The 18,156-nt window shown below is 60.3% G+C and carries 16 protein-coding genes and 1 pseudogene; 5 read left to right on the forward strand and 12 right to left on the reverse strand.

Going from position 1 to position 18,156, the window contains the following annotated elements; all coding sequences use genetic code 11:
- Positions 1–58: 58 nt before the first annotated feature.
- Positions 59–2,365 carry an nSTAND3 domain-containing NTPase gene (locus tag NKJ00_RS22315; protein ID WP_352631213.1) on the forward strand — a complete coding sequence of 769 codons (2,307 nt, stop codon included), beginning with the start codon at positions 59–61 and terminating at the stop codon, positions 2,363–2,365.
- A 111-nt stretch (positions 2,366–2,476) separates the two neighbouring features.
- Here the strand turns inward: NKJ00_RS22315 and NKJ00_RS22320 are convergent, their stop codons facing one another.
- Together NKJ00_RS22320 and NKJ00_RS22325 are read right to left on the reverse strand one after the other, a co-directional pair.
- A complete protein-coding gene (locus NKJ00_RS22320; RefSeq protein ID WP_352631215.1) occupies positions 2,477–4,816 on the reverse strand; it encodes a relaxase/mobilization nuclease domain-containing protein in 2,340 nt (779 codons plus the stop codon).
- Positions 4,817–4,854: 38 nt separating this feature from the next.
- Positions 4,855–5,391 (reverse strand): MobC domain-containing protein, encoded by a 537-nt coding sequence (locus NKJ00_RS22325; protein ID WP_352631217.1) that lies wholly within the window; start codon positions 5,389–5,391, stop codon positions 4,855–4,857.
- A 275-nt stretch (positions 5,392–5,666) separates the two neighbouring features.
- On the opposite strand from NKJ00_RS22325, the gene NKJ00_RS22330 reads away from it, so the two are divergent.
- From NKJ00_RS22330 to NKJ00_RS22345, 4 genes are all read left to right on the forward strand, one after another.
- Positions 5,667–6,356 carry an AAA family ATPase gene (locus NKJ00_RS22330; RefSeq protein ID WP_352631219.1) on the forward strand — a complete coding sequence of 230 codons (690 nt, stop codon included), beginning with the start codon at positions 5,667–5,669 and terminating at the stop codon, positions 6,354–6,356.
- Between the two features lie 4 nt (positions 6,357–6,360).
- Complete coding sequence (locus NKJ00_RS22335) at positions 6,361–6,684, forward strand: hypothetical protein (protein ID WP_352631220.1); 324 nt, start codon at positions 6,361–6,363, stop codon at positions 6,682–6,684.
- A 564-nt stretch (positions 6,685–7,248) separates the two neighbouring features.
- Complete coding sequence (locus NKJ00_RS22340) at positions 7,249–7,527, forward strand: HU family DNA-binding protein (RefSeq protein WP_352631222.1); 279 nt, start codon at positions 7,249–7,251, stop codon at positions 7,525–7,527.
- Between the two features lie 137 nt (positions 7,528–7,664).
- Entirely contained in the window at positions 7,665–7,979 is a 315-nt protein-coding gene (locus NKJ00_RS22345) for a WGR domain-containing protein (protein ID WP_352631224.1), read from the forward strand.
- A gap of 20 nt (positions 7,980–7,999) precedes the next feature.
- Here the strand turns inward: NKJ00_RS22345 and NKJ00_RS22350 are convergent, their stop codons facing one another.
- From NKJ00_RS22350 to NKJ00_RS22395, 10 genes and pseudogenes are all read right to left on the reverse strand, one after another.
- Entirely contained in the window at positions 8,000–8,311 is a 312-nt protein-coding gene (locus tag NKJ00_RS22350; RefSeq protein ID WP_352631226.1) for a DUF736 domain-containing protein, read from the reverse strand.
- An 810-nt stretch (positions 8,312–9,121) separates the two neighbouring features.
- Entirely contained in the window at positions 9,122–10,051 is a 930-nt protein-coding gene (locus NKJ00_RS22355; RefSeq protein ID WP_352631228.1) for an ArdC family protein, read from the reverse strand.
- A gap of 244 nt (positions 10,052–10,295) precedes the next feature.
- A complete protein-coding gene (locus NKJ00_RS22360; protein ID WP_352631230.1) occupies positions 10,296–10,481 on the reverse strand; it encodes a hypothetical protein in 186 nt (61 codons plus the stop codon).
- Between the two features lie 652 nt (positions 10,482–11,133).
- Entirely contained in the window at positions 11,134–11,490 is a 357-nt protein-coding gene (locus NKJ00_RS22365; RefSeq protein WP_352631232.1) for a VOC family protein, read from the reverse strand.
- Positions 11,490–12,605 carry a cytochrome-c peroxidase gene (locus NKJ00_RS22370; RefSeq protein WP_352631234.1) on the reverse strand — a complete coding sequence of 372 codons (1,116 nt, stop codon included), beginning with the start codon at positions 12,603–12,605 and terminating at the stop codon, positions 11,490–11,492. Before NKJ00_RS22370 ends, NKJ00_RS22365 begins: the two co-directional genes overlap by 1 nt.
- Complete coding sequence (locus tag NKJ00_RS22375) at positions 12,605–14,998, reverse strand: NHL repeat-containing protein (protein WP_352631236.1); 2,394 nt, start codon at positions 14,996–14,998, stop codon at positions 12,605–12,607. The genes NKJ00_RS22370 and NKJ00_RS22375 overlap by 1 nt, the downstream gene beginning before the upstream one ends.
- A gap of 367 nt (positions 14,999–15,365) precedes the next feature.
- A complete protein-coding gene (locus NKJ00_RS22380; RefSeq protein WP_352631238.1) occupies positions 15,366–15,953 on the reverse strand; it encodes a hypothetical protein in 588 nt (195 codons plus the stop codon).
- Positions 15,954–16,417: 464 nt separating this feature from the next.
- The gene (locus NKJ00_RS22385; RefSeq protein WP_352631240.1) at positions 16,418–16,753 is read right to left on the reverse strand and encodes a hypothetical protein; all 336 of its coding nucleotides are present in this window, start codon (positions 16,751–16,753) and stop codon (positions 16,418–16,420) included.
- Positions 16,750–17,636, reverse strand: a pseudogene (locus NKJ00_RS22390) (DUF7007 domain-containing protein). The gene NKJ00_RS22385 and the pseudogene NKJ00_RS22390 overlap by 4 nt, the downstream one beginning before the upstream one ends.
- Positions 17,633–18,106 (reverse strand): UCP036055 family protein, encoded by a 474-nt coding sequence (locus tag NKJ00_RS22395; RefSeq protein ID WP_352631242.1) that lies wholly within the window; start codon positions 18,104–18,106, stop codon positions 17,633–17,635. Before NKJ00_RS22395 ends, NKJ00_RS22390 begins: the two are co-directional and overlap by 4 nt.
- Positions 18,107–18,156: the final 50 nt, after the last annotated feature.

The raw sequence follows: 18,156 nt of genomic DNA on the forward strand, positions 1-18,156 counted from the left end.
CCGATGTCTGCATCGGGTCAATTCTTCCGGTTATCGACAGGAGGGTTGCGTAGACGTAATGGCATACGATTTTTCGGCACTTTCCGGCGCTGACTTCGAAGATCTTTCGCGGGATCTTATCGGCCGGGAGCTTCAGGTGCGCTTCGAGGCGTTCACACAAGGGCCTGATGGCGGCATCGACGGCCGGCACGCCTCTGGACCGGTAAAGATTATTCTGCAGGCGAAGCACTATGCCGGCTCGCGAGTTGCAGACCTGAAACGAACGATGGCGCGCGAGCGCACTTCCATTGACCGGCTGGCACCGCAACGGTACGTGCTGACAACATCTTGCAAGCTGACGCCAACGACGAAGGCCGAACTGGCGAGAATAATCGGTCCTGCATTGCTTGGCGAGGCGGACGTATTCGGTCCGCATGACCTCAATGGCCTGCTCCGGGCATATCCGGATATTGAGAAATCCCACCTGAAGCTATGGTTGTCCGGAACCGCCGTACTGGAGTGTATCCTGCGTGCGGCCTCACATCGCTTCAACGCGATGACACGTGAGGAAATCGAGGAGAAGGTCCGCGTTTATGCACCCAATCCCAGCTTCGACGACGCTCGAGTCAAACTCGACCAGCACCATGTTCTGATCATCTGCGGTCCACCCGGTGTCGGGAAGACCACGCTGGCGGAGATGCTCGTCTATGCCCATATGGCAGAAGGTTGGGATTTGGTGGCGATTCGCGGCCTCGACGACGGTCTCGTTGGCATCGACGACACCCGCAAGCAGGTCTTTTATTTTGATGACTTCCTGGGTCGCGTAGCGCTCGACAAGAGCGCCCTTTCAAGAATGGACTCTGACTTGGCGCGGTTCATCAAGCGCGTGCGGAAGTCACCGAACGGGCGGTTCATATTAACCACGCGGGCACCGATTTTCGAGGAAGCTAAACGCCATTCAGAACATCTGGCGGACAAGCAACTGGATATCAGCCGCTATCTACTTGATGTCGGCGTGTACACGCGACGGATCAAGGCGCGCATTCTCTACAACCACCTGTTGGTTACCGGCACGCCACAGACTCATATCGATGCGTTAATCGAAAGCGGCAAGCTGCCCCGGATCATCGATCATAAGAACTACAATCCGCGCCTGATCGCCCTCATGACTGAGGGCAGCCGGATCGCCGATGAAGACGCGACTAGCTATCCGGCAACGTTCCTTGCTGCCCTGGACAACCCCACCCAGCTCTGGGACTTGCCATTTCGGAAGCATATCCCGACCACGTGCCGACATATGCTGATGACGCTGTTTTTCTGCGACCAGTTTGGGGAGACAATCGACGTTCTGCGGGAGGCCTACGATGCCTATCATGCCGAGCTTTCCCGGAACTACGGCGCATCCCAGGACCCGAAAGATTTCGAGGACTCGCTGAGAATCCTAGAAGGCGGTTTCATCAGCATCCGCGGCAGCGCGGTTTCCTTCGTGAATCCTTCCGTTAGGGACTACCTGTCCGCCTACCTGGATGATCTGACACTGCTCAAGCTTGCCGCACGCGCCGCCAAGCGAACGGAATGGGCCCGCCAAGTTTGGCAGCACAGTCGACGTCTTGGCATTCATGAGCAGCCGGGCTCCGTCGATCTGGCCGCGCTAGCAGCCAGCTTCCGCGGAGTAGCTGAAGCGTTCTTGAGCCTACCAGTGCAAAAGCGCGTCGAGACTAAATACAGCATGTCTTTCAGTGCGGACGGTCTTTCAAACACAGATCGCATCGAGCTCTTAATCGACTGGTGGTTCGCTTGCGGTGATGCGCGATACGTCGAACTGATCCAGGCACTTGCGTCATTCCCGGTGCAGGGATGGGACAGCTGGCGCGACGGCGGCGATCTGCTCGCCATAATCACCAAACTTCGCGACACGGACTATTATGGCATGCTGCACGAGGCGGCCTCGATAGCACAGATCATCGAGGACGGCGCCGTCGAGCTGATCGAGGACTTCTCCCTCAATTCCGAAGATCTTGAGCGGCTTGTTGAGGCTGAAGAGGAGTGGCGGGATGGGCTCGGACCGCGGATCCAGAACGCCCTAACCGATGCAATAGGTCGCGAGTTCCGCGATGTTCGCGAGGTGGTGAAGCAGATAGACTCCGAGTCGACGATCGACGAGCATGTTGAGACGCTGGAGCGCCTTGCGAAGCGTGCCTCGATACCGGAGGCCGTCCTCCGCAATGCCCGTGAAGTTGCGCAGGAACGGAAATGGGAAATCGAAGAACAAACTAGAGTTGCTCCCTCGCCGTCAGGGCGCAACGTCGATCGCGGGAGCGGCGACACCTTCGATGATGTGGCCCTAGCGAACCTGTTTGCGCCTCTTTGGCGTGGGAACGGCTGACGCAACAGGCTCCGCTCGTCCTTCATGGCCCGAGATCTGCTTTGACCTCCCATCAGGGATTGTCCGTAATGGGATCGACTCCCGTCGTTTGGAAGCCTGCCACCCCGCTATTCAACGCTCCCGGTCATCGTCCAAAGAGCGCTGCGTGTCGCGGTTTTGCCGTTCGACACGGTCCGCCTGCTGCTCGGCCTTCTTTCCCGGCGCGGAGCCCGGCGTGGCGCGTTTGTCGGGCTGCCGTGGGTTTTGCTCGTTCGCGGGGTCCTGTGTCTTGGCCTGCTGCTCTTTTTCGCGAAGAGAGCGGCCTTCGTCGCGCACCGTGTCGCTGGCCCCGGTCCCGCCGGTAGCCGCCTGCACGCGCACGTCATTCAGCCGTTCGTTCAAGAGGCCGTTCATTTCCTCGCGTATGCCCGCGAGTTCCTGCTTGTCCTCCCTCTTCGACAAGGAGCCGTCGATCCGATCAAAGGCCTTGTTCACGTCCGCGATCTTTCGGCGAAGTTCCAACGGCGACAATTCCATGCTCATGATCTCCTGTATACGGTTGGTCAGATCAATTAGAGTATCAAATTTTTCGGCCGACGACGATAGCGGTGTCCCCTCCCCGCTTGGCGTCGGCGTCGTTGGAAGCTCTGACCTCTGAACGGCCGCCACCTCGGCGATCGCAGCCGAAAATGCTGCAGCGCCTGCGTCCGCTTGCGACCCGGGCATAGCCCCGCGCATCACGGTGGCGGTCAGCCGCCAGCCACGCGCAATCCCGGCTCCATAGGCGGCGATGGTCTTTGCCTCGAAAACGGCCTGCCGCTTCGCCTCGACGCGCTGCGCGATGGTCGGCGAAACAGAGTAACGCGTATCCCGCTTCGATCGTTCGTACACACCGGCCTGGCGCAGGTTGAAGGGCCGCGACGCGGCGAAGTCCATGCGGCGGGTCGCCACCATGGCAATCCCCTCCTCGCGGGCTTTTTCGGCGTAGGCTGCGCGCCAGTCGTAAAGGTCCGCTTTGCTGAAATTGAGCTGCCGGCCGCTTTCCGAGCGCGCAAGGATCATCGCGTGCACATGGACGTGCCCGGTCTCCGGATGATGGGCGATAGCCCATTTGTGGTCCGGAATCTTTTCGGCGAGCACATCTTCGGCCGCCCTCAGCAACGCACGCGCGCCTGTGCCGGCCCTGGCCGAAAAGACGACGTGAAAAACGTTGCGCGGCTCCACCGTCTTGAAATCCGCCTTCCACGACGCATAAAGCGCTTGCGCGGCCTTGTCCGCACGCTGGCCAGCGGACAGTTCTTCGCCATCGGACTTGATCACGCCGGCATTGGCGCGAATGAATTTTTGCAGAAAATATTGCCCGCCTCTTTCGGTCGACACGGCGGCTTTGATCTCGGCCTTGCCGACGACGCCCGCGTCGTTCAACCGGGCCGTGATCCCGTCATCCGCCCGCTGCAGGACACCTCCCCTGCCGTTTTCGTGGTCGACTTTCTGCAGCGCCTTCGCCAGCGCGGCTGCCTTCATGCCCGTGTAGGCATAGACTTTTACGGTGCTGCCGGCGCGCGCATAGACGAAGGGCTTGCTGCCGAATGCGGCATTCAACGCATCGTGCAGTTCATCCCGGCCGGGATCGCCGGAGAGCTCGACGTCGACCTCGACGAAATTCGTGTTCTGGAATGACTCGCGAAAGTCTTCCTGCCACTCTTCCAGAAGCGACCGCCGTTGCTCGCGGGACTCGACACTGAGTCCTGAGTTCGTGAAAACCTCGATATCGTGTTTCTTGCCGTCTTCATCGGGCCTGGTGCCGAGATATTCGAGCAAGGCGCCGGCAGCTCCCTTCGTCCCGGCCGTCGAAATGACCTTGAACACGGCTGGCTGTGCGCCGGCCGCGATTCCCGCGCGCGCCGCGATGGCCTGCGCATGGCTAGACCCGCGCGTGGTCTTTGCGACGGCGGTCGGAACCGGTCGGCCACCACTGCCACCGCCACTGCCACCCCCTCCTCGTCGCCGTCTTTCATCCTCGTCATTGGCGACCGCAAGTGCTGCGACTTTGGTGAAAACCGCGATCGGGTCATTTTGCCCTGTAAACGGCCGTAGAGCGGCGGTGATGGTTGCCGAGTCGTTCGGGCCGGCAACTGCTGCCGGCACCGTGAGCGGCGCTGCAGGCGCGTTTGGCGTCGAAATTCCGGTGGCAGCGAATTTCACGGCCGCCGGCGCGGCGACTCTCGCTTTCGACAGGATGTCCGCCGCCGCGGCTGGCCGCTGCCTCGACGAAACTTTAGCGCTGCCTTTGCCTGCCCCCGCAGCACGCCCGGCCGATCGCGTCGCCGGAGCATTGCCGGCGCCAAGTTCCGCCGGCGGCGAGCCCCAGGCGGCCATAGTAGCGGCATAGGCCCGTCGCCGGATCTCCTCTGCCTCCGACAGCTCGTCTGATATCCCTGCCTCGACGGCCAGCGCGTTGTCGCCAAGCATCTCGTCGATGCTGAGCGCCAGCTCGGTGAAATACCCGCTCATTGATCCGGGCTCCGTCGTGCCCGGGCTGGCCGCGCCATTTCCACAAGCCGCTTGTTCATCGGTTGCATCATTCCGAGAAGTGCCGTGAGGCTTTTGGCGAGCGCTGGTTCATAGCCGACGCGGCCGGCATTCATGGCGCGAACTGCCTGATTGAGGTTGCCGCCGATCTTGCGCAACTGTTCTTGCAGCCCTTCAATAGCTGGTCGATCGACATCGGCCACCGGCAGAAACAGCCCCGCTTCCGTGCGCAGAAGACGGCGGATGACCTCCGATTCCGGCACGCCTTCGCGCTCGCTGACGGCGGCGAGGGCCGCCTTTTCGTCGGCACTGACGCGGAACCTGACGACTTCTCCGTAGCTGACGCCCTGGCGTGGCACGGTCTTATTTTTCCCCATGTTTTCCGACCTAAGCCCGCAAAGCGGGCGCGCAAAAGGGATTTGTTCCACAAATCTCGCTATCCTGCCAAAGAAGAAATACCTTAAACATGGGGGAAAAACAAGAGAAACACATGCGCCGCTTTCGGGTGCATTCATTTTCCTCCTACGCGCTGCTGCGTATACATCGTTTATAATGGCACGATGCTTTAGCTCTATAGTGGTATTACTCTATGCCATTGTAGCAGCATATCAACACACCATCACAATGGCACAGCGTCACGACGGCACAACGCTGCAATTAACAGCGGCATAACGTCATGCCGCTACGGCTCTGCAGCGCCATAAATTAGAGTATCAACTCGCTTGAAAATTGCAGCGCCGCAACGTTATAATTCAGAACGCTATATCGCTGTCAGCGAAGGACGTACGGGATGATCATCACTGTTGCCGTGGCAAAAGGCGGCGTTGGAAAGTCGACGCTGGTGCGTGCCCTGGCAAGTGTCGCCGCGCACCATGGCCACAGTGTTTTTGTTATTGACGCTGACGAGCGCAAGAACATCGATCGCTGGTCCATGCTGCTCGACCGCTTCGGCAACAAGCCCGAAAATCTGGAGATCGTGGCAGTCACCACGCCGACCGACATCCTCGCGCTCGGCCAGGAACAGGACAGGAAGGGCAAGCTGGTCATCATCGACACCGAAGGCAAGACCAACGACGAACTGACCGCAGCGCTTTTTGCTGCCGATATCGCCGTGGTACCGGTGCATCTTGCCATGGACGACATTACCGCGGCTCATCAGCTTGTGAACGGGCACATTCCCCTGGTCGCCGAGAATCGCGGCTTTGCCCTGCCGGTGATGTATGTCTTCACGAACAACACCGTCATCGACAAGCGGGCAAGGGCGCTTGCCGACTTGCGCGAGATCATCCAGCAAGACGGCACACGAATTGCCAGTGAGGAAATGCCCTACCGTATTGCTTACAAGGACATGCAGACCGGCGCGACGCTCTACGCGGGCGGCCGGGTGGACCCGAAAGCCATTGTCGAATCCGAGGCAATATTTGCCGAGATTGTCCAGTACGTGATTGAGGCCGCCAATCGGTCGGCCGCAGCGGAGTGACGTGATGGACGACAACGCCAAGAAGGACGCTCTGTTGAGCGTGATGCAGCCGGCTCGGGCTGTACTTCCCAAGCTCAATCGCCCGAAACTGGAGCTGAGCGGCACGGATATCCGCAAGGTGAAGGAAGAGGGCGAAAAACGCGATCCTGTCGCCGGAAAATCGCTCCGGGAGGACAAGAAGGAACCGACGACCGTCTATATCGCCGCCAAAGACAAGCGGCGCCTGCGCCTGCTCGCTGCTTCGGAGGGTAGACGTGTCAACGATTACTATGTTGAAGCAATCAACGATTTTCTTGAAAAGCACGCCGACCGCCTGCCAAAACTGTGACCGCGTTTCGCGCTGTCAAGGCAACCGCTTCGCGGCGCGCTGATCTGCGGCGCAGATCCTCGCGACCTTGACAGCGCTCAAGCCACGGTCACGGGTGCTTGGGAACATCGACGGGGCATTCTGCCCGCCGATGCGGACGGAACCTACCACGCGGTTGATAAACCCGCTTCGCGCTTGACGCGCCGTTTGCGACGATTTCGCCAACTCCAGGAGTTCGTCGGCTACATCGTCGAGACCTTAACTGGTCGACCAACGGCGTGTGCTTCGATCATCGTGACGCTGGCTAGCGACCCCTATGGGGCTGCGGGGGGATATGACGAACTGGAGGGCAGAAGCTCCAGGCGCTGACGTGGCGCAAGCGCGCGGTGAGAAGAGATGCCGCCTGGAGATTTCGGAAGCTGCTGGCGTGCATCCGCCTCTTGTCAGAGCATGGAAGATCCTGAAATTGGTATCCGCGGCTATTTCCAGTGGATTGCCGACGAAACCCTACGCTCCGTGAGTTCCATTGGCATGTTGTGATTGCCATAGGTAGGCGAGGATGATGCAGCAGAGGATATGCAGATCATGACGACGACAACCGAAATCGCCGACAAGATTGCCGCGGAGCAGAGCCTGAGCAAGGCGCAGGCCAAGGCTATCGTGGAAAGCGTATTTAAGGAGATCTCGGACGCCGCCCGATCGGGGGCGGAAACCAGCATACCGGGCTTCGGCAAGTTCAAGGTCAAGGACACGCCGGCGCGTGAGGGGCGCAACCCGTCGACCGGCGCCACGATCAAAATCGCCGCCTCGAGAAAGCTCACCTTCGCGCCGGCGAAGGCGGTGAAGGATGCGTTGAACGGCTGACCGCTCTGCCCCGGTTCGCGAACTGCACCGATTGGCAGGAAGCCGATATTGTCAACCTCGGCGCCTCGGGGCGTGTGCCGGTCCAACGACCCATCACGAGAATGAATCGATCCGGGTCCAGCGATTCAAAGCTGTCATTGGACAGCGGACTCCGCCTGCGCGATGCTGTTGGCATGGTTGCGCAACGCTATCGCCTCTATATCGAACGCATGGACGCGAGCCGGAACATGGCCCGGTTCTACGCCATGTCGCTCGATGAGACGCTGTTCGGTCAGACATGCCTGATCCGCCGTTGGGGACGGATCGGGACGCGCGGACGGATGGTCCAGCACTCCTTCGACAGCGAGGGTGAGGCAGTCGGCCTATTCCTGCAATTGCTGCGCACCAAGCGGCAGCGCGGCTATCGGCCGAGGATTGCCGCTCGACACGCAGAAGCGGCCCCGTCTGGTTGACGGGGCCGCTGCGGAGCCGATCAGTCACGGTTCGGGCGGGACCAGATGAGCTGGAGGCCTTCCTGTCCGTCCACCTCGATCAGGGTGGCGTAGATCGGGGCCGGGAAGCTCGGATCGTCCAGCTTTACCGAAAGGTAATCGCGCTCGGTTTCCTTGGCGGTCTTCTGCCAGGCGGCGCCCAGTTCCACGGCGCCCGAGTAGATGCGGAAGTGCGGGCCCTTGTCGGAGGGATTGTCGACCCGCTCGATGCGCGCCTTGACGTTGAGGTTGAGGGTCTTGATTGTGCCGGTGAAGCCGTTGGCGGAGGTGGTGAAGGTGCCGATGGTGGCCATGGTGATGTTCCTTTCCTTGTGTTTCGGGCCGCGCCCTTCGCGGCCTCGATGGCAGTCGACAGACCGGAGACGATCGGACCGCACCCGCCAGGGCCGGAATGCAATGGAGGGCGGCCGGAAGCGGCTTTCTTGGTCCGCGAGGAAAGGCGGCGAAGCCGGCAGGGGAAGAAAGTTGCGGATGGCCGTTGCGGGAGAACGATCGAGGCGTAGCCGGTTTCCGGTCAGACATGCCTCATCGAGCCGCAGAGGGGTTGGCCAGGTGCAAGGTTGCTGAAGGACCGACTGGCCCACGTGTCGGAGTTCGGCATTGATGGTATCGCTGGTGCGAAAGCATGCCGCGTAACCGGTGTCGGCATGGGCCGTTGCGGGTGACGGGCTCCCTCGATGAAGGTCGGGTAGCTCTATCACCGATGACCGTGGCAGTGATCGGCCAGGTCCGGGAGTACCGCGAGATCGCGTCGCCGAACACTGTTGTCGACCTGGCGCCCTTGATTGTCCACGCGCCTCGCATGCCGGTCTCCACGATATGGCGGCAAGGTTCCCTCGCATCTCCTGATGCCACGCATTCCAAGACCAGAGCCGGTCACGGACCATCAAGCAGAAGAGGACGCTTCCGAAAGGAAATGCTGGCTCAGTTCGAACAGAAGCATGTGTCAGACGCCGCACATGCCCTCGCATTCGTTCATCCGATCGAGCTGACCGTGATCTGCCAGCGTTGACAGATCTGCCTGATCGAGCGGCACGGCCGAGCGATGCAGATAATCGGGGAAGGTCCGTGACCCTCCCCGCCGACGATCGGTGCGTGGAACATCATGCGGCCTCGCGTGCTTCGGAGGCCGCCGGCTGAAGGCCGTGCAGGAAAGCGACGGCGCGCTGCGCCTGGGCAGCGGCCGAGAAGATCGCTCGCTTGTCTTCGGCGAGCACCTTGAGCCACGAATCCAGGTACCTCGCATGATCGGGCCGGGGCTCGAGCTCCGGTGCGATGCCGAGATCGGCGCAAAGGAAACAGCTTCCAAGTTCGGCGATCAGCTCCTCGCGCGCACGCTCGCTGCGATCCTTGGCGTGGCGGCTGAGATCGCGGTCTACGCGATGCGGTGCCGACGTCCAATGCGTGGCTTCATGACTCAGGGTCGCCACATATGACGCAGCGTCGCGGAAGGTCTGGAACGGCGGCATCTGGATGTGGTCGGTCGCCGGCGAGAAGTAGGCGCGGTCGCCGCCATGCCGGATCACCGCACCGGTATTGGCGAAGAACCGGTCGGCATGCTCGATGCGCGCGATCGGATCGCGCACGGGTTCTGCCTTCTGCCCGTAGTAATGGTCCGGCAGGCCATCGATCTGCGCGATGTTGAAAACGGAGTAGGCCTTGAGGAACGGAATCTCGCGATCGAATTCCTCACCAGCAGCGTCGGTCTCCGTCCTGGTGAAGCGGCTGGCGAAGACAACCATCGAGCCGGTCTCGCCCTTGCGAACCGCGCCGCCGAGCTCGAGGGCCTGCTTGAACGTCATCCAGATCGGGATGGCGTAGCCACGCGCGATGGTCTCGGACCACAGCAGCAGCACGTTCATGCCGCTGTAGGGCAGGCCGTTATGGCGTAGCGGCCGCGTAACGCGGCCGATGGCGTTGGTGGAATGCCACGGCTGCATCCAGGGGCGGACGCCCTTCTCCAACTCCGCGACGATATGATCGGTGATGCGCGCATAGATGTCGATGCGCGGCGCTTTCTCTTTCCTGCTCATTTTCATGAACCTCCAGTTCTGGAGGCCGCGCTGATCGCGGCCCCGTCATGGGGTCCGCTTGGGCGGAGCAGGATGGCGGGCCGCGCACCTGCAAGGCCGGAGCGGAGCGGAGGACGGCGAAGCCGTTGCGCTGACCGACCGGCTCCGCCAGGACCGCGGGGCAGGACGGGGGCGGGAGCAGGCGCAGAAAAGAAGCGAGGCGGGCGCTGGGCGCCGCCTCGATGCGGTCCCGAGAAAGGTCGGTTCAATGAACCGACCGGCCGCCGCTGTAGGGATCGTATTCGAACAGGATTTCGACGTCGGCGTCGTCGAGCTCGTCGGCGGGCAGCACGCCGTATTCGTCGTCGACCTGGAAGAGGACCACCGGGGCCATGAGGGTGCGGGCGAGGTGCCAGGCGACCTTCTGGGCGAGAGTGAGATCGTGCGACATCTGAGGGCTCCATCTTGGAGCGGGCCAATTCCCGCTCGATGGCTCCGTCAGTGTGCGGCGGCGGTCGCGATCACCGCGCAGGCTTCAGCCAAGCGGCCGCAGCTTGCTAGCGGACCCCTTGCGGGTTGATCGTGGAAGATCCGCCGCCGCACCAGGAAAGCCATTACGAGAGCGGGATTGGGTGCGCTAAGTCCCCGGAGCCTAAGTCGGCGTTCCGATTCGCTTGAGGTGCCGTCACCGCGGTGAAGGGGATTTGTCCGAGGTGATCAGGGTGGAAGCGATGCCGCTGCGCGCGTGATGAGGTGATTTGCGCCACAAAGGGTCGTAGCCCGTAGGCAATGGCAAATACGGGGGCCGTTACCAGACCGGTAAGTCTAGGGCGACGGAGGAGCGTAAGCGGACATTGGTCACGGGAACGGCGTTGGAGTGAGTGACCTCAGGCGTGGATGGTCGACCAGCCGCACGAACAACCCTGGCGATGCTAATCGGCTTCTCGCACGCGGCTCGGGATTGCTGATGCGTCGCAACCGTGGCGAACAGGGGAAACGCCATCTCGCCATCTCGCCACACAGATTCACGACGCCGTCGAGCTGCGGCTCTCGTATCGGCATTCGCCGAGTTCGGCCACCAACTCATAGGCAAGCCACAGTCGTCAGTATACTTCGATTGAGAATTCATTCCCTTCGGGGTCCAGGAAATCCTTTACCAAGACGCCGTCGACTGGCAAACGTTCGGAGACGACAGACGCACCGATCCTCCTCATAGTCTCGTCAAGCCCAGTCGAATTGGGGGCATGGAAGCAGAGCTTGATATCTTGCAATTTCGCCTCGGACGTTTTCTTTCCGCCGCTATGCAATGCGATGCTCAGTCCCGGGTTCGCTATCTCTGTCCAATGCTCATTGATTTCTTCTGTTGTCAGGTCGCGACCATTGATGAGGTTGGAGTAAAAGTTGGCCATCAGAGGCATATCCTCTACGAAGATTATTACTCGGCACACCGGGTTGATCATCAATTATCCTCAAACTTGCAGCTACTGGGCAGCAGCATTCCGCCCTCAGTGTTAGTGACACAAGTATAGAAAGTATCATTGAGCGAAGTTAGGTACGCAACTAACTGACTGATCTCCGTTGGAGAAAGCTGCAAAGGCTTCAGCAGTCCAGCATAATGATGGTCTTCGGGAAGAGCGTTTTCGAAATCCGAATAGAACTTTACCACTTTTCCAAGGGTGTCAAATTGGCCTTGATGCATGTAAGGCGGACGTCGTCCCACATTCCTTAGGGACGGCGTCTTAAAGGAACCCCACATCTCTTGAGTGAGCTTCAATTTCGCTCCGTTCGAATTTAATTCTTTTACGATGGCGTATCGACCAGAGTCCGGCTCTTCAAAATTTCTTATGGGTCGCACGCGAATATTATGGAACTGCCCGTCGGTAAAGTTACGTCCAAAATGGCAATTGGAACAACCGGCCTTCCCCCGAAACAATTCCCTTCCCGCTGATAAGTCCTTGGCAAAGTAGATATTCTCCCGGCTCGTCCCACAAGATACCAGTGTTTTCAGATACGATGCCAAGCTTTTCGCCAGCGCTCTTTCAATCACTTGATCAGGATCGTCCGTCCGCTCAGGCTTGCCGAACCACTTGTCTCGCTCGCCCGCATCGAGCAGCAGCCGATACTTCTCGTCTTCCCGTGCCCTCTCGACCATAGTCTCCCGGTCGAGGTTGAGTTCGTTCTGGCCGTACAACGGGTGAAGAACCGCCGTTTCCAATGACGACGCCCTGCCGTCCCAAAAGAGCCATCGTTGATCGCGTAAGTTCAAGAGGCTAGGAGCACGTCGTTTAGCCAGACCGGATTCGACATCCCGCAATGGTGTTGGATTGGTATATGAGTACCTCGGGTCGTGACAATCAGCGCATGCGACCGAACGATCTCTCGATAGATTCTTGTCGAAGAACGCGTATGCTCCAAGGCCCCAATATGGGCCCGCCTCTTCGAGATCCGCTTTTATTTCTTTCGCGATGCAACTTCCAGGATCGGGCGCCTCTTCTCCTCGGACCCATGTCGAAGTCAGCGCAATCAATATCACACCAGCGACCAACCAGGTGCTACGACTGTGCTGCCAGCGCATTAGTTTTCAGTGACAGCAATATCAGCGAAAGCGCGATGCCACACGCCTCCTCGCCCGACGTAAATCTCCATCTGCCAGTCTCCCGGCATCGTGAAATTCAAATTTCTCAGCGTCGCTTGACCGGCAGACCGTTCGATTTGCAATTCCTCGCCGAGTCCGTGTCCATGGGCCGGCATCGACGCATTGACTCGTATCTCGACGTCAGACGTCACGTCACGTCCATCCTCAATTACCGAAATAACCGGATCTGATGGTGTGCCTGCAACAAAATTTGCAGAAGCTATTTTCACTTGGATTGAGAATGCGGAATCCACAGTACTAATCGTTGCTATTATAGGTTGCGTGGTCGAGAAAAGATCACGCGAATGTGCGTCAGGGACCGCAAATCCGGACTGCAGGTTGGTTGTTGGCGTCGACAGCTTTGTGGCCAAGCTTATAAGAGGCTGCTTTAGCACAAGTTCGTTAGCTGCTGGCACATATTGCTCGCCGATCCCGAAAGCCAAAATGAAGGTCCCGTCCTTATCGAAGACTTGGGCCCGGTGATTACCAAAATCCATTACATAGAGCCGCTTCCGTTCCGTATCGAAGCTTATTCCCTTTGGCTTATAGAACTGCCCCTCCTGGACTCCGTACGAGCCAAATTCGAGGATAAATTTGCCATCTTTGTCGAACTTCTTAATCGAGTGCTTTCCGGTATCGCTCACGAACACGTTTCCTTCGTCGTCGATCGTGATGCCGAAGGGAAACAGAAATTCATCGTCTCTCGGACCGGACTTCCCCCAGCTCAGTATCTGTTTTCCGTCCAAGCTGGCTTTCACGACTTGGTAGCTCCACGGATCGACGAAGTACACGAACTTCCCGTCCGCAGTGACTTCCGCCGACACGGGTTTCCGATGGAATCCGGATGGCCCCTTCTCCAACAAGATTGGGGGCGCTAAGAGACGAAACTTGCTATCGACCCGCAGAAATGCGCCCTGTGCAACGTCGACAACTAACATACTGCCGTCGTTCAGGTTGATCTGAGGCCCCGGATCAACGCGGGTGGGATCGTAGCCGGCCGGGATATCCTGCGAGTTTGCAAGCACCGTCTTGAGATCGATAACCGTGCTTTCTTCGAGGGCTGCAGCTTTTTCCAAACCATCCGTTCGCAGGAGAGCATATTGCTGGATTCTATTGTTCCCACGGTCACTAATCGAAACAAGTCGTTTCGCAGGGTCGAAATTCGGGCCGCTCGGCATAACAAATTTGCCAAACTCAGTGCCAAAACCCCCGAACTTTCGGATCAGCGTCGGTGACTCTCCCGAAATGTCGAACGCGAGTACCGCGTGCGTGTCTTGTTCAGTCACGAGCAAGAGGCCAGCCAAGGCTTTTGTTCGAGCCCCATAGTGAAATCGTCCGCGTTTCTCCCACCATGCCGTCTCACTCACTGCCGTGACAGGCGTCTTGCTGAGGCTTGCCAAGTCGAACGTTTGACATCGATGTTCGATAGGCTCGCAGACAACCCCGAAATCCTCTTGATCGGTTACGGCGACAGTTCCTGGGTAGTGTAGACGACCGCCTCCTTCATGACCGGTGACCGGATGCCGGCCCCACTGGAAATCAAACTTCAGATCCGCTCGCCGGAAAACTTGGATTCGGTGATTGACCTGATCGGCAACAAAAATATGCATTGCCGTGCGTGAAAGACCGCCAGGTGTGGCAAGCAACCCGGGGTGCGTACCCCATTCTGCCGCGGATCGGAGTACGTTTCCGTGCCGGTCAAACACCACCAATCTTCCACTGGCAGCATCTGTTAGGATCAATTCCTCCCCAACCAATGCAATGCCACCAGGGTCGAATGGTAGCCCTCCAATCTCTCTCGGCAACACCCGCTCTGTAACTTGGCCGTCCTCATCTATGACAAAGAGGGTCGGATCGTCGTAAGGTATCAAAGCAATACGAGTGTCACTGGCATCCATATAGTAGGGTGATACAGTTTCACCGTTCTTCGCCCGAATATCAATGTTGCGTAGAAACGTACCATCTACCTTGAAGACGGCGATGCGACTGTTTCCTTTGTCGGCAACGAAAATCTTATCATTGATGACAACAACAGATGAAGGAAACTGGAGCTCGCCGTCGGCCGTTCCCTGCCGACCGATGTTACGAAGAAGCCGTCCGAATTGATTCCGGACCTGAATTCGGTGGTTCTTGTGGTCTGCAATGTAAATCGTTCTTTCGGAACCTATGTCCACAGAAAGCGGAGTATTCAACTGAGCTCTATCGGAACCATACTCTCCGAATTCAGCCTCCGGAACTAGAAGATTCGAGAAATGACGCGGTTCTTCTCCTCGTGCTGATGCCGCGCCAAACAGAAAGGCGAATGAGCATGCAATTGCGGAAATGCGTCTCATCGTATCCCCCTCACATGTGACAGCCCAACATATACTCTTGGCGGAACACTATCGAGTTAAAAGATTGGTTGCCATTGATCTCCTTCCTTTGCTGCTTCCGATCGATGTCTGCGTCCGCTAGTAGTGGCTGCCGTGCGATGCACCCGAGGCGGGCCACTACGCAGGGGAGTGCGGTGGAGGATGCTACAGTTGCCTGATCAGCCTTTCGATTGAACCCTCCGTTCGGCTGCTTCGGAGAACTACCAAGAGTATCTTGAACGACCGACTTGAGGCGCGAAGCCGCCCTTCGCACATTGTGGACCCGTTCCGATTTTATGGTCTCTTTGGGTATGAAGAAGCGGGCGGAGCCGCGGCTCCGCCCAAGGCTTTATCCTAAGGCCGCCATCTGCAGCTCGGCGGCCTTGCGGTCGATGGACTGGCCCGGAATCTCCACGGGACGCTCGAAGGGCTTCCAGGCCTCGCCGACAACGTGCTCGTAGGCGGTGACGGCGCCCTCGGCGGCCATGCGAAGTGCGTGGGCCTGGAGGGCCATGTCGGCCGCGAACTCGCGCTTGCGCTGAGCGGCGCTGTCGAAGCCGACCGGACCACCGACATCCTCGTCCCGGTCGTCGCAGGCGGCCTTGGCCGTCGCGTCACGGGCCTCGGTCACTGCCCGGCTGTAGAACTGGCCGGCGCCGTGGGCGGAACCCACAAACGCCCCGACGATGCGCTGCAGGTGGATCTGCATGGCGCGTTCGCCAAGTCCCTCGTCGAGTGCCGCGGCTGTGTCGACGATGAGCTTTTCGTGCAGGTCGCGGATGCCGTCGCTGTCGAGGACCGGGAGGCCGAAGCTCTCGGCGATGAGGGAGCATTGTGCGGCGTCGGGGCACGCGAGCCGGACCATCTGCAGGGTGGTGCCTTTGCGGAGCGGAACGACGCGGGCGCTCGGGCGGGAAGTGGCAGTTTTCTTGGTCATGGCATGTCCTTTCTTCAGGTTCCCGAAGCTCGGACCGGCCCCATGCCGGCCCTCCCTCGGGCGCGGTCTGACAAGAACCGGCGGAATGACGGGCGTTTCAGGGTCCGGGCGGACCGAGGCGAGCATGGAAGGTTTGCGGCCCAGCAGGGCTTCTTCAGCCCTCGCGCGGGACGCGGGCCTGCCATGTCGAGACCGGTTCGATCCGGCCGCCCCCGCGGCGCGGAACGCGGCCTTGAAGCGACCGGCCGCCGGTTCAGGACCGCCTACAGCCCGAGGGAGGACCGGCACGGGGCCTCGATTTCGACATGGGAGCCGAAGGACAGGCGGTCATGACCATCTGCCAATTCACGGTTCGATCCTGCAGGATTGCTGCCGCGACCACCATTGCCACGATGGTCGCTCGCGTGCTTGTCGCATCCGGCATCATCGGCAGCGTTGGCCATGTCGGCCGAACAGCGGCACGGCTAGACCTGCTCGCTCGTGTCGGCGGCTTCGGCGTGCCGGTCGAGGAACCTGGCGATCGCCTGCTCCTGCCGCGCGAGCTTGCGCGACAGGGCGTCGAGTTCCGGCTGGCGCCCAGCGGTTAGAGCTGCGAGCTGGGACCGATAGCGCTCGAGGAACGCGCCGGGATCGGACGCCTTGCCCCGACGATAGTGTGTCCGGCGTGGAAGCAGGCCGGGGATCAGCGCGGTCATGCGGTGTGTGATCTGCCGGTCGACCATGTCCAGTTGACGCTGCGTTTGTCGGCGCGCCTCCTCCATGCGGGAGAGCTGGCGGCGCAGCTCGGGCGCGTGGGTCATGGCGACCCCCTCCCCCGCCAGCCGACGAAACTAGACGGTCCGGCATAGACGGCATGCCGGTCCGGATCGATGACGAAGCCGAAGCGGCCGATATCGTACTCGTCGGCAGGGACGAGAAAGCGGCGCTCCTCGGTGCCGGTGCCGCGTTTACCGCCGGGCGTGGCGACGCACTCGACGAACCCTTTCTGCTCCTCCGAGGTGATCGCTGAAACGACGATCCAGTCTGCGGCGTGCTCCGCCTCGAAGGCCCGCTGGTCCTTCCTGCGGGATTCGCCCGGCGCGAGGATGGTGCCGAAGATGGCTTCCCACGCATCCGGCCATGAGTCCTTGATGGTCTGCTCGGCGTAGTGGCGCTCGAGCGCCGTGAAATGGTGCGGGAAGGTGATGGCAACGATTGCCCAGCACTCATCCTCTTCATACCACCCGCCGGCCGCGCGGAGCATCGGATGGACCTGGCGGTTTCGTTCGGCCGAGAGCTTGAAGCCACCGTGACCAGCAGTCGAGTGCGAGGTGACGCCTTCGGCATAAACCGTGCCGCCCTGCGAAGGACCCAAGGCGTGTGCGCGCCACCGGGAGTGTCACGGCGGCCAAGCGCACGCTTCTCCTGGTAGTGCTGGGCCTGATCGAGGATTTTCGCCCGAAACCCGGCCTTGTCGGCCAGATCACCACCATGGCCGAAGAAGTCCGAGCGGTTCCATTCCGCCATCGGCCGGGCGATGCGCCAGCCGCTGACCAAATAGTGACTACCATCCCGGCCAGGCGCCATGGCATAGGCGTTCGGGCCGACGAGGGCGACCAGCATCCCGTCGGCGCTACGGCCGAACGAAACCCCGCGCGCATCCGGAGCTTCCGACGAAGGCGAGGTTTGCAGAATCTGGCTCATACCGCTGCCCTCCCTTCGACGGCGGCGGCGGCCTCGTCGGCCGTAACCTCCTCGAGCACGGCGGCGGGATAGCCGTGTTCCGACAACCACTGCTCGGCGCCGCTGCGATGCGGGGCCAGGTAAACCAGTTCGGAATGGTCACCGGGGCGGTCGAACACACGCACAGCGCCGACCGGCGGACGCTCGATGATGGTGAAGCGCAGGCTGGAGCCCGGCGAAAACGTCCGGTGGACACGGATAGCAATGACACCGCAGGCGCCGTAGTCGGCTTCGTGCAGGGTGAAACTCGCATACGGATCGAGCGTGCCGATGTCGCGGCCACCCTGTTTGCGGATGAGACGCCCCTGGCTGTTGCTGGTCTTCCAGGCGTCGAGCTTTCTGCGGTGCCGCTCCGGAGGCCGCGGCGTGCCGTCGGACCAGGCGACAATGGCGCCGATGGGTGCGTGTTCAAAGATCGTGTGTGCGGACATGCTGTCCTCCTGTTCGGGAAGGTGGAAACAAAACCGCCGCCGGGTGAACA

This window comes from Mesorhizobium sp. M0227, from assembly GCF_040321855.1.
Taxonomy (GTDB): Bacteria; Pseudomonadota; Alphaproteobacteria; order Rhizobiales; family Rhizobiaceae; genus Mesorhizobium.

Excerpts from the sequence above, each read along its gene's own strand:
- NKJ00_RS22370 (WP_352631234.1), bottom strand. The coding sequence starts at position 12,605 with ATGCGCTGGCAGCACAGTCGTAGCACCTGGTTGGTCGCTGGTGTGATA.
- NKJ00_RS22320 (WP_352631215.1), bottom strand. The coding sequence starts at position 4,816 with ATGCTTGGCGACAACGCGCTGGCCGTCGAGGCAGGGATATCAGACGAG.
- NKJ00_RS22315 (WP_352631213.1), top strand. The coding sequence starts at position 59 with ATGGCATACGATTTTTCGGCACTTTCCGGCGCTGACTTCGAAGATCTT.
- NKJ00_RS22355 (WP_352631228.1), bottom strand. The coding sequence starts at position 10,051 with ATGAGCAGGAAAGAGAAAGCGCCGCGCATCGACATCTATGCGCGCATC.
- NKJ00_RS22335 (WP_352631220.1), top strand. The coding sequence starts at position 6,361 with ATGGACGACAACGCCAAGAAGGACGCTCTGTTGAGCGTGATGCAGCCG.
- NKJ00_RS22375 (WP_352631236.1), bottom strand. The coding sequence starts at position 14,998 with ATGAGACGCATTTCCGCAATTGCATGCTCATTCGCCTTTCTGTTTGGC.
- NKJ00_RS22380 (WP_352631238.1), bottom strand. The coding sequence starts at position 15,953 with ATGACCAAGAAAACTGCCACTTCCCGCCCGAGCGCCCGCGTCGTTCCG.
- NKJ00_RS22340 (WP_352631222.1), top strand. The coding sequence starts at position 7,249 with ATGACGACGACAACCGAAATCGCCGACAAGATTGCCGCGGAGCAGAGC.
- NKJ00_RS22360 (WP_352631230.1), bottom strand. The coding sequence starts at position 10,481 with ATGTCGCACGATCTCACTCTCGCCCAGAAGGTCGCCTGGCACCTCGCC.
- NKJ00_RS22385 (WP_352631240.1), bottom strand. The coding sequence starts at position 16,753 with ATGACCCACGCGCCCGAGCTGCGCCGCCAGCTCTCCCGCATGGAGGAG.
- NKJ00_RS22325 (WP_352631217.1), bottom strand. The coding sequence starts at position 5,391 with ATGAATGCACCCGAAAGCGGCGCATGTGTTTCTCTTGTTTTTCCCCCA.
- NKJ00_RS22395 (WP_352631242.1), bottom strand. The coding sequence starts at position 18,106 with ATGTCCGCACACACGATCTTTGAACACGCACCCATCGGCGCCATTGTC.
- NKJ00_RS22365 (WP_352631232.1), bottom strand. The coding sequence starts at position 11,490 with ATGATCAACCCGGTGTGCCGAGTAATAATCTTCGTAGAGGATATGCCT.
- NKJ00_RS22330 (WP_352631219.1), top strand. The coding sequence starts at position 5,667 with ATGATCATCACTGTTGCCGTGGCAAAAGGCGGCGTTGGAAAGTCGACG.
- NKJ00_RS22350 (WP_352631226.1), bottom strand. The coding sequence starts at position 8,311 with ATGGCCACCATCGGCACCTTCACCACCTCCGCCAACGGCTTCACCGGC.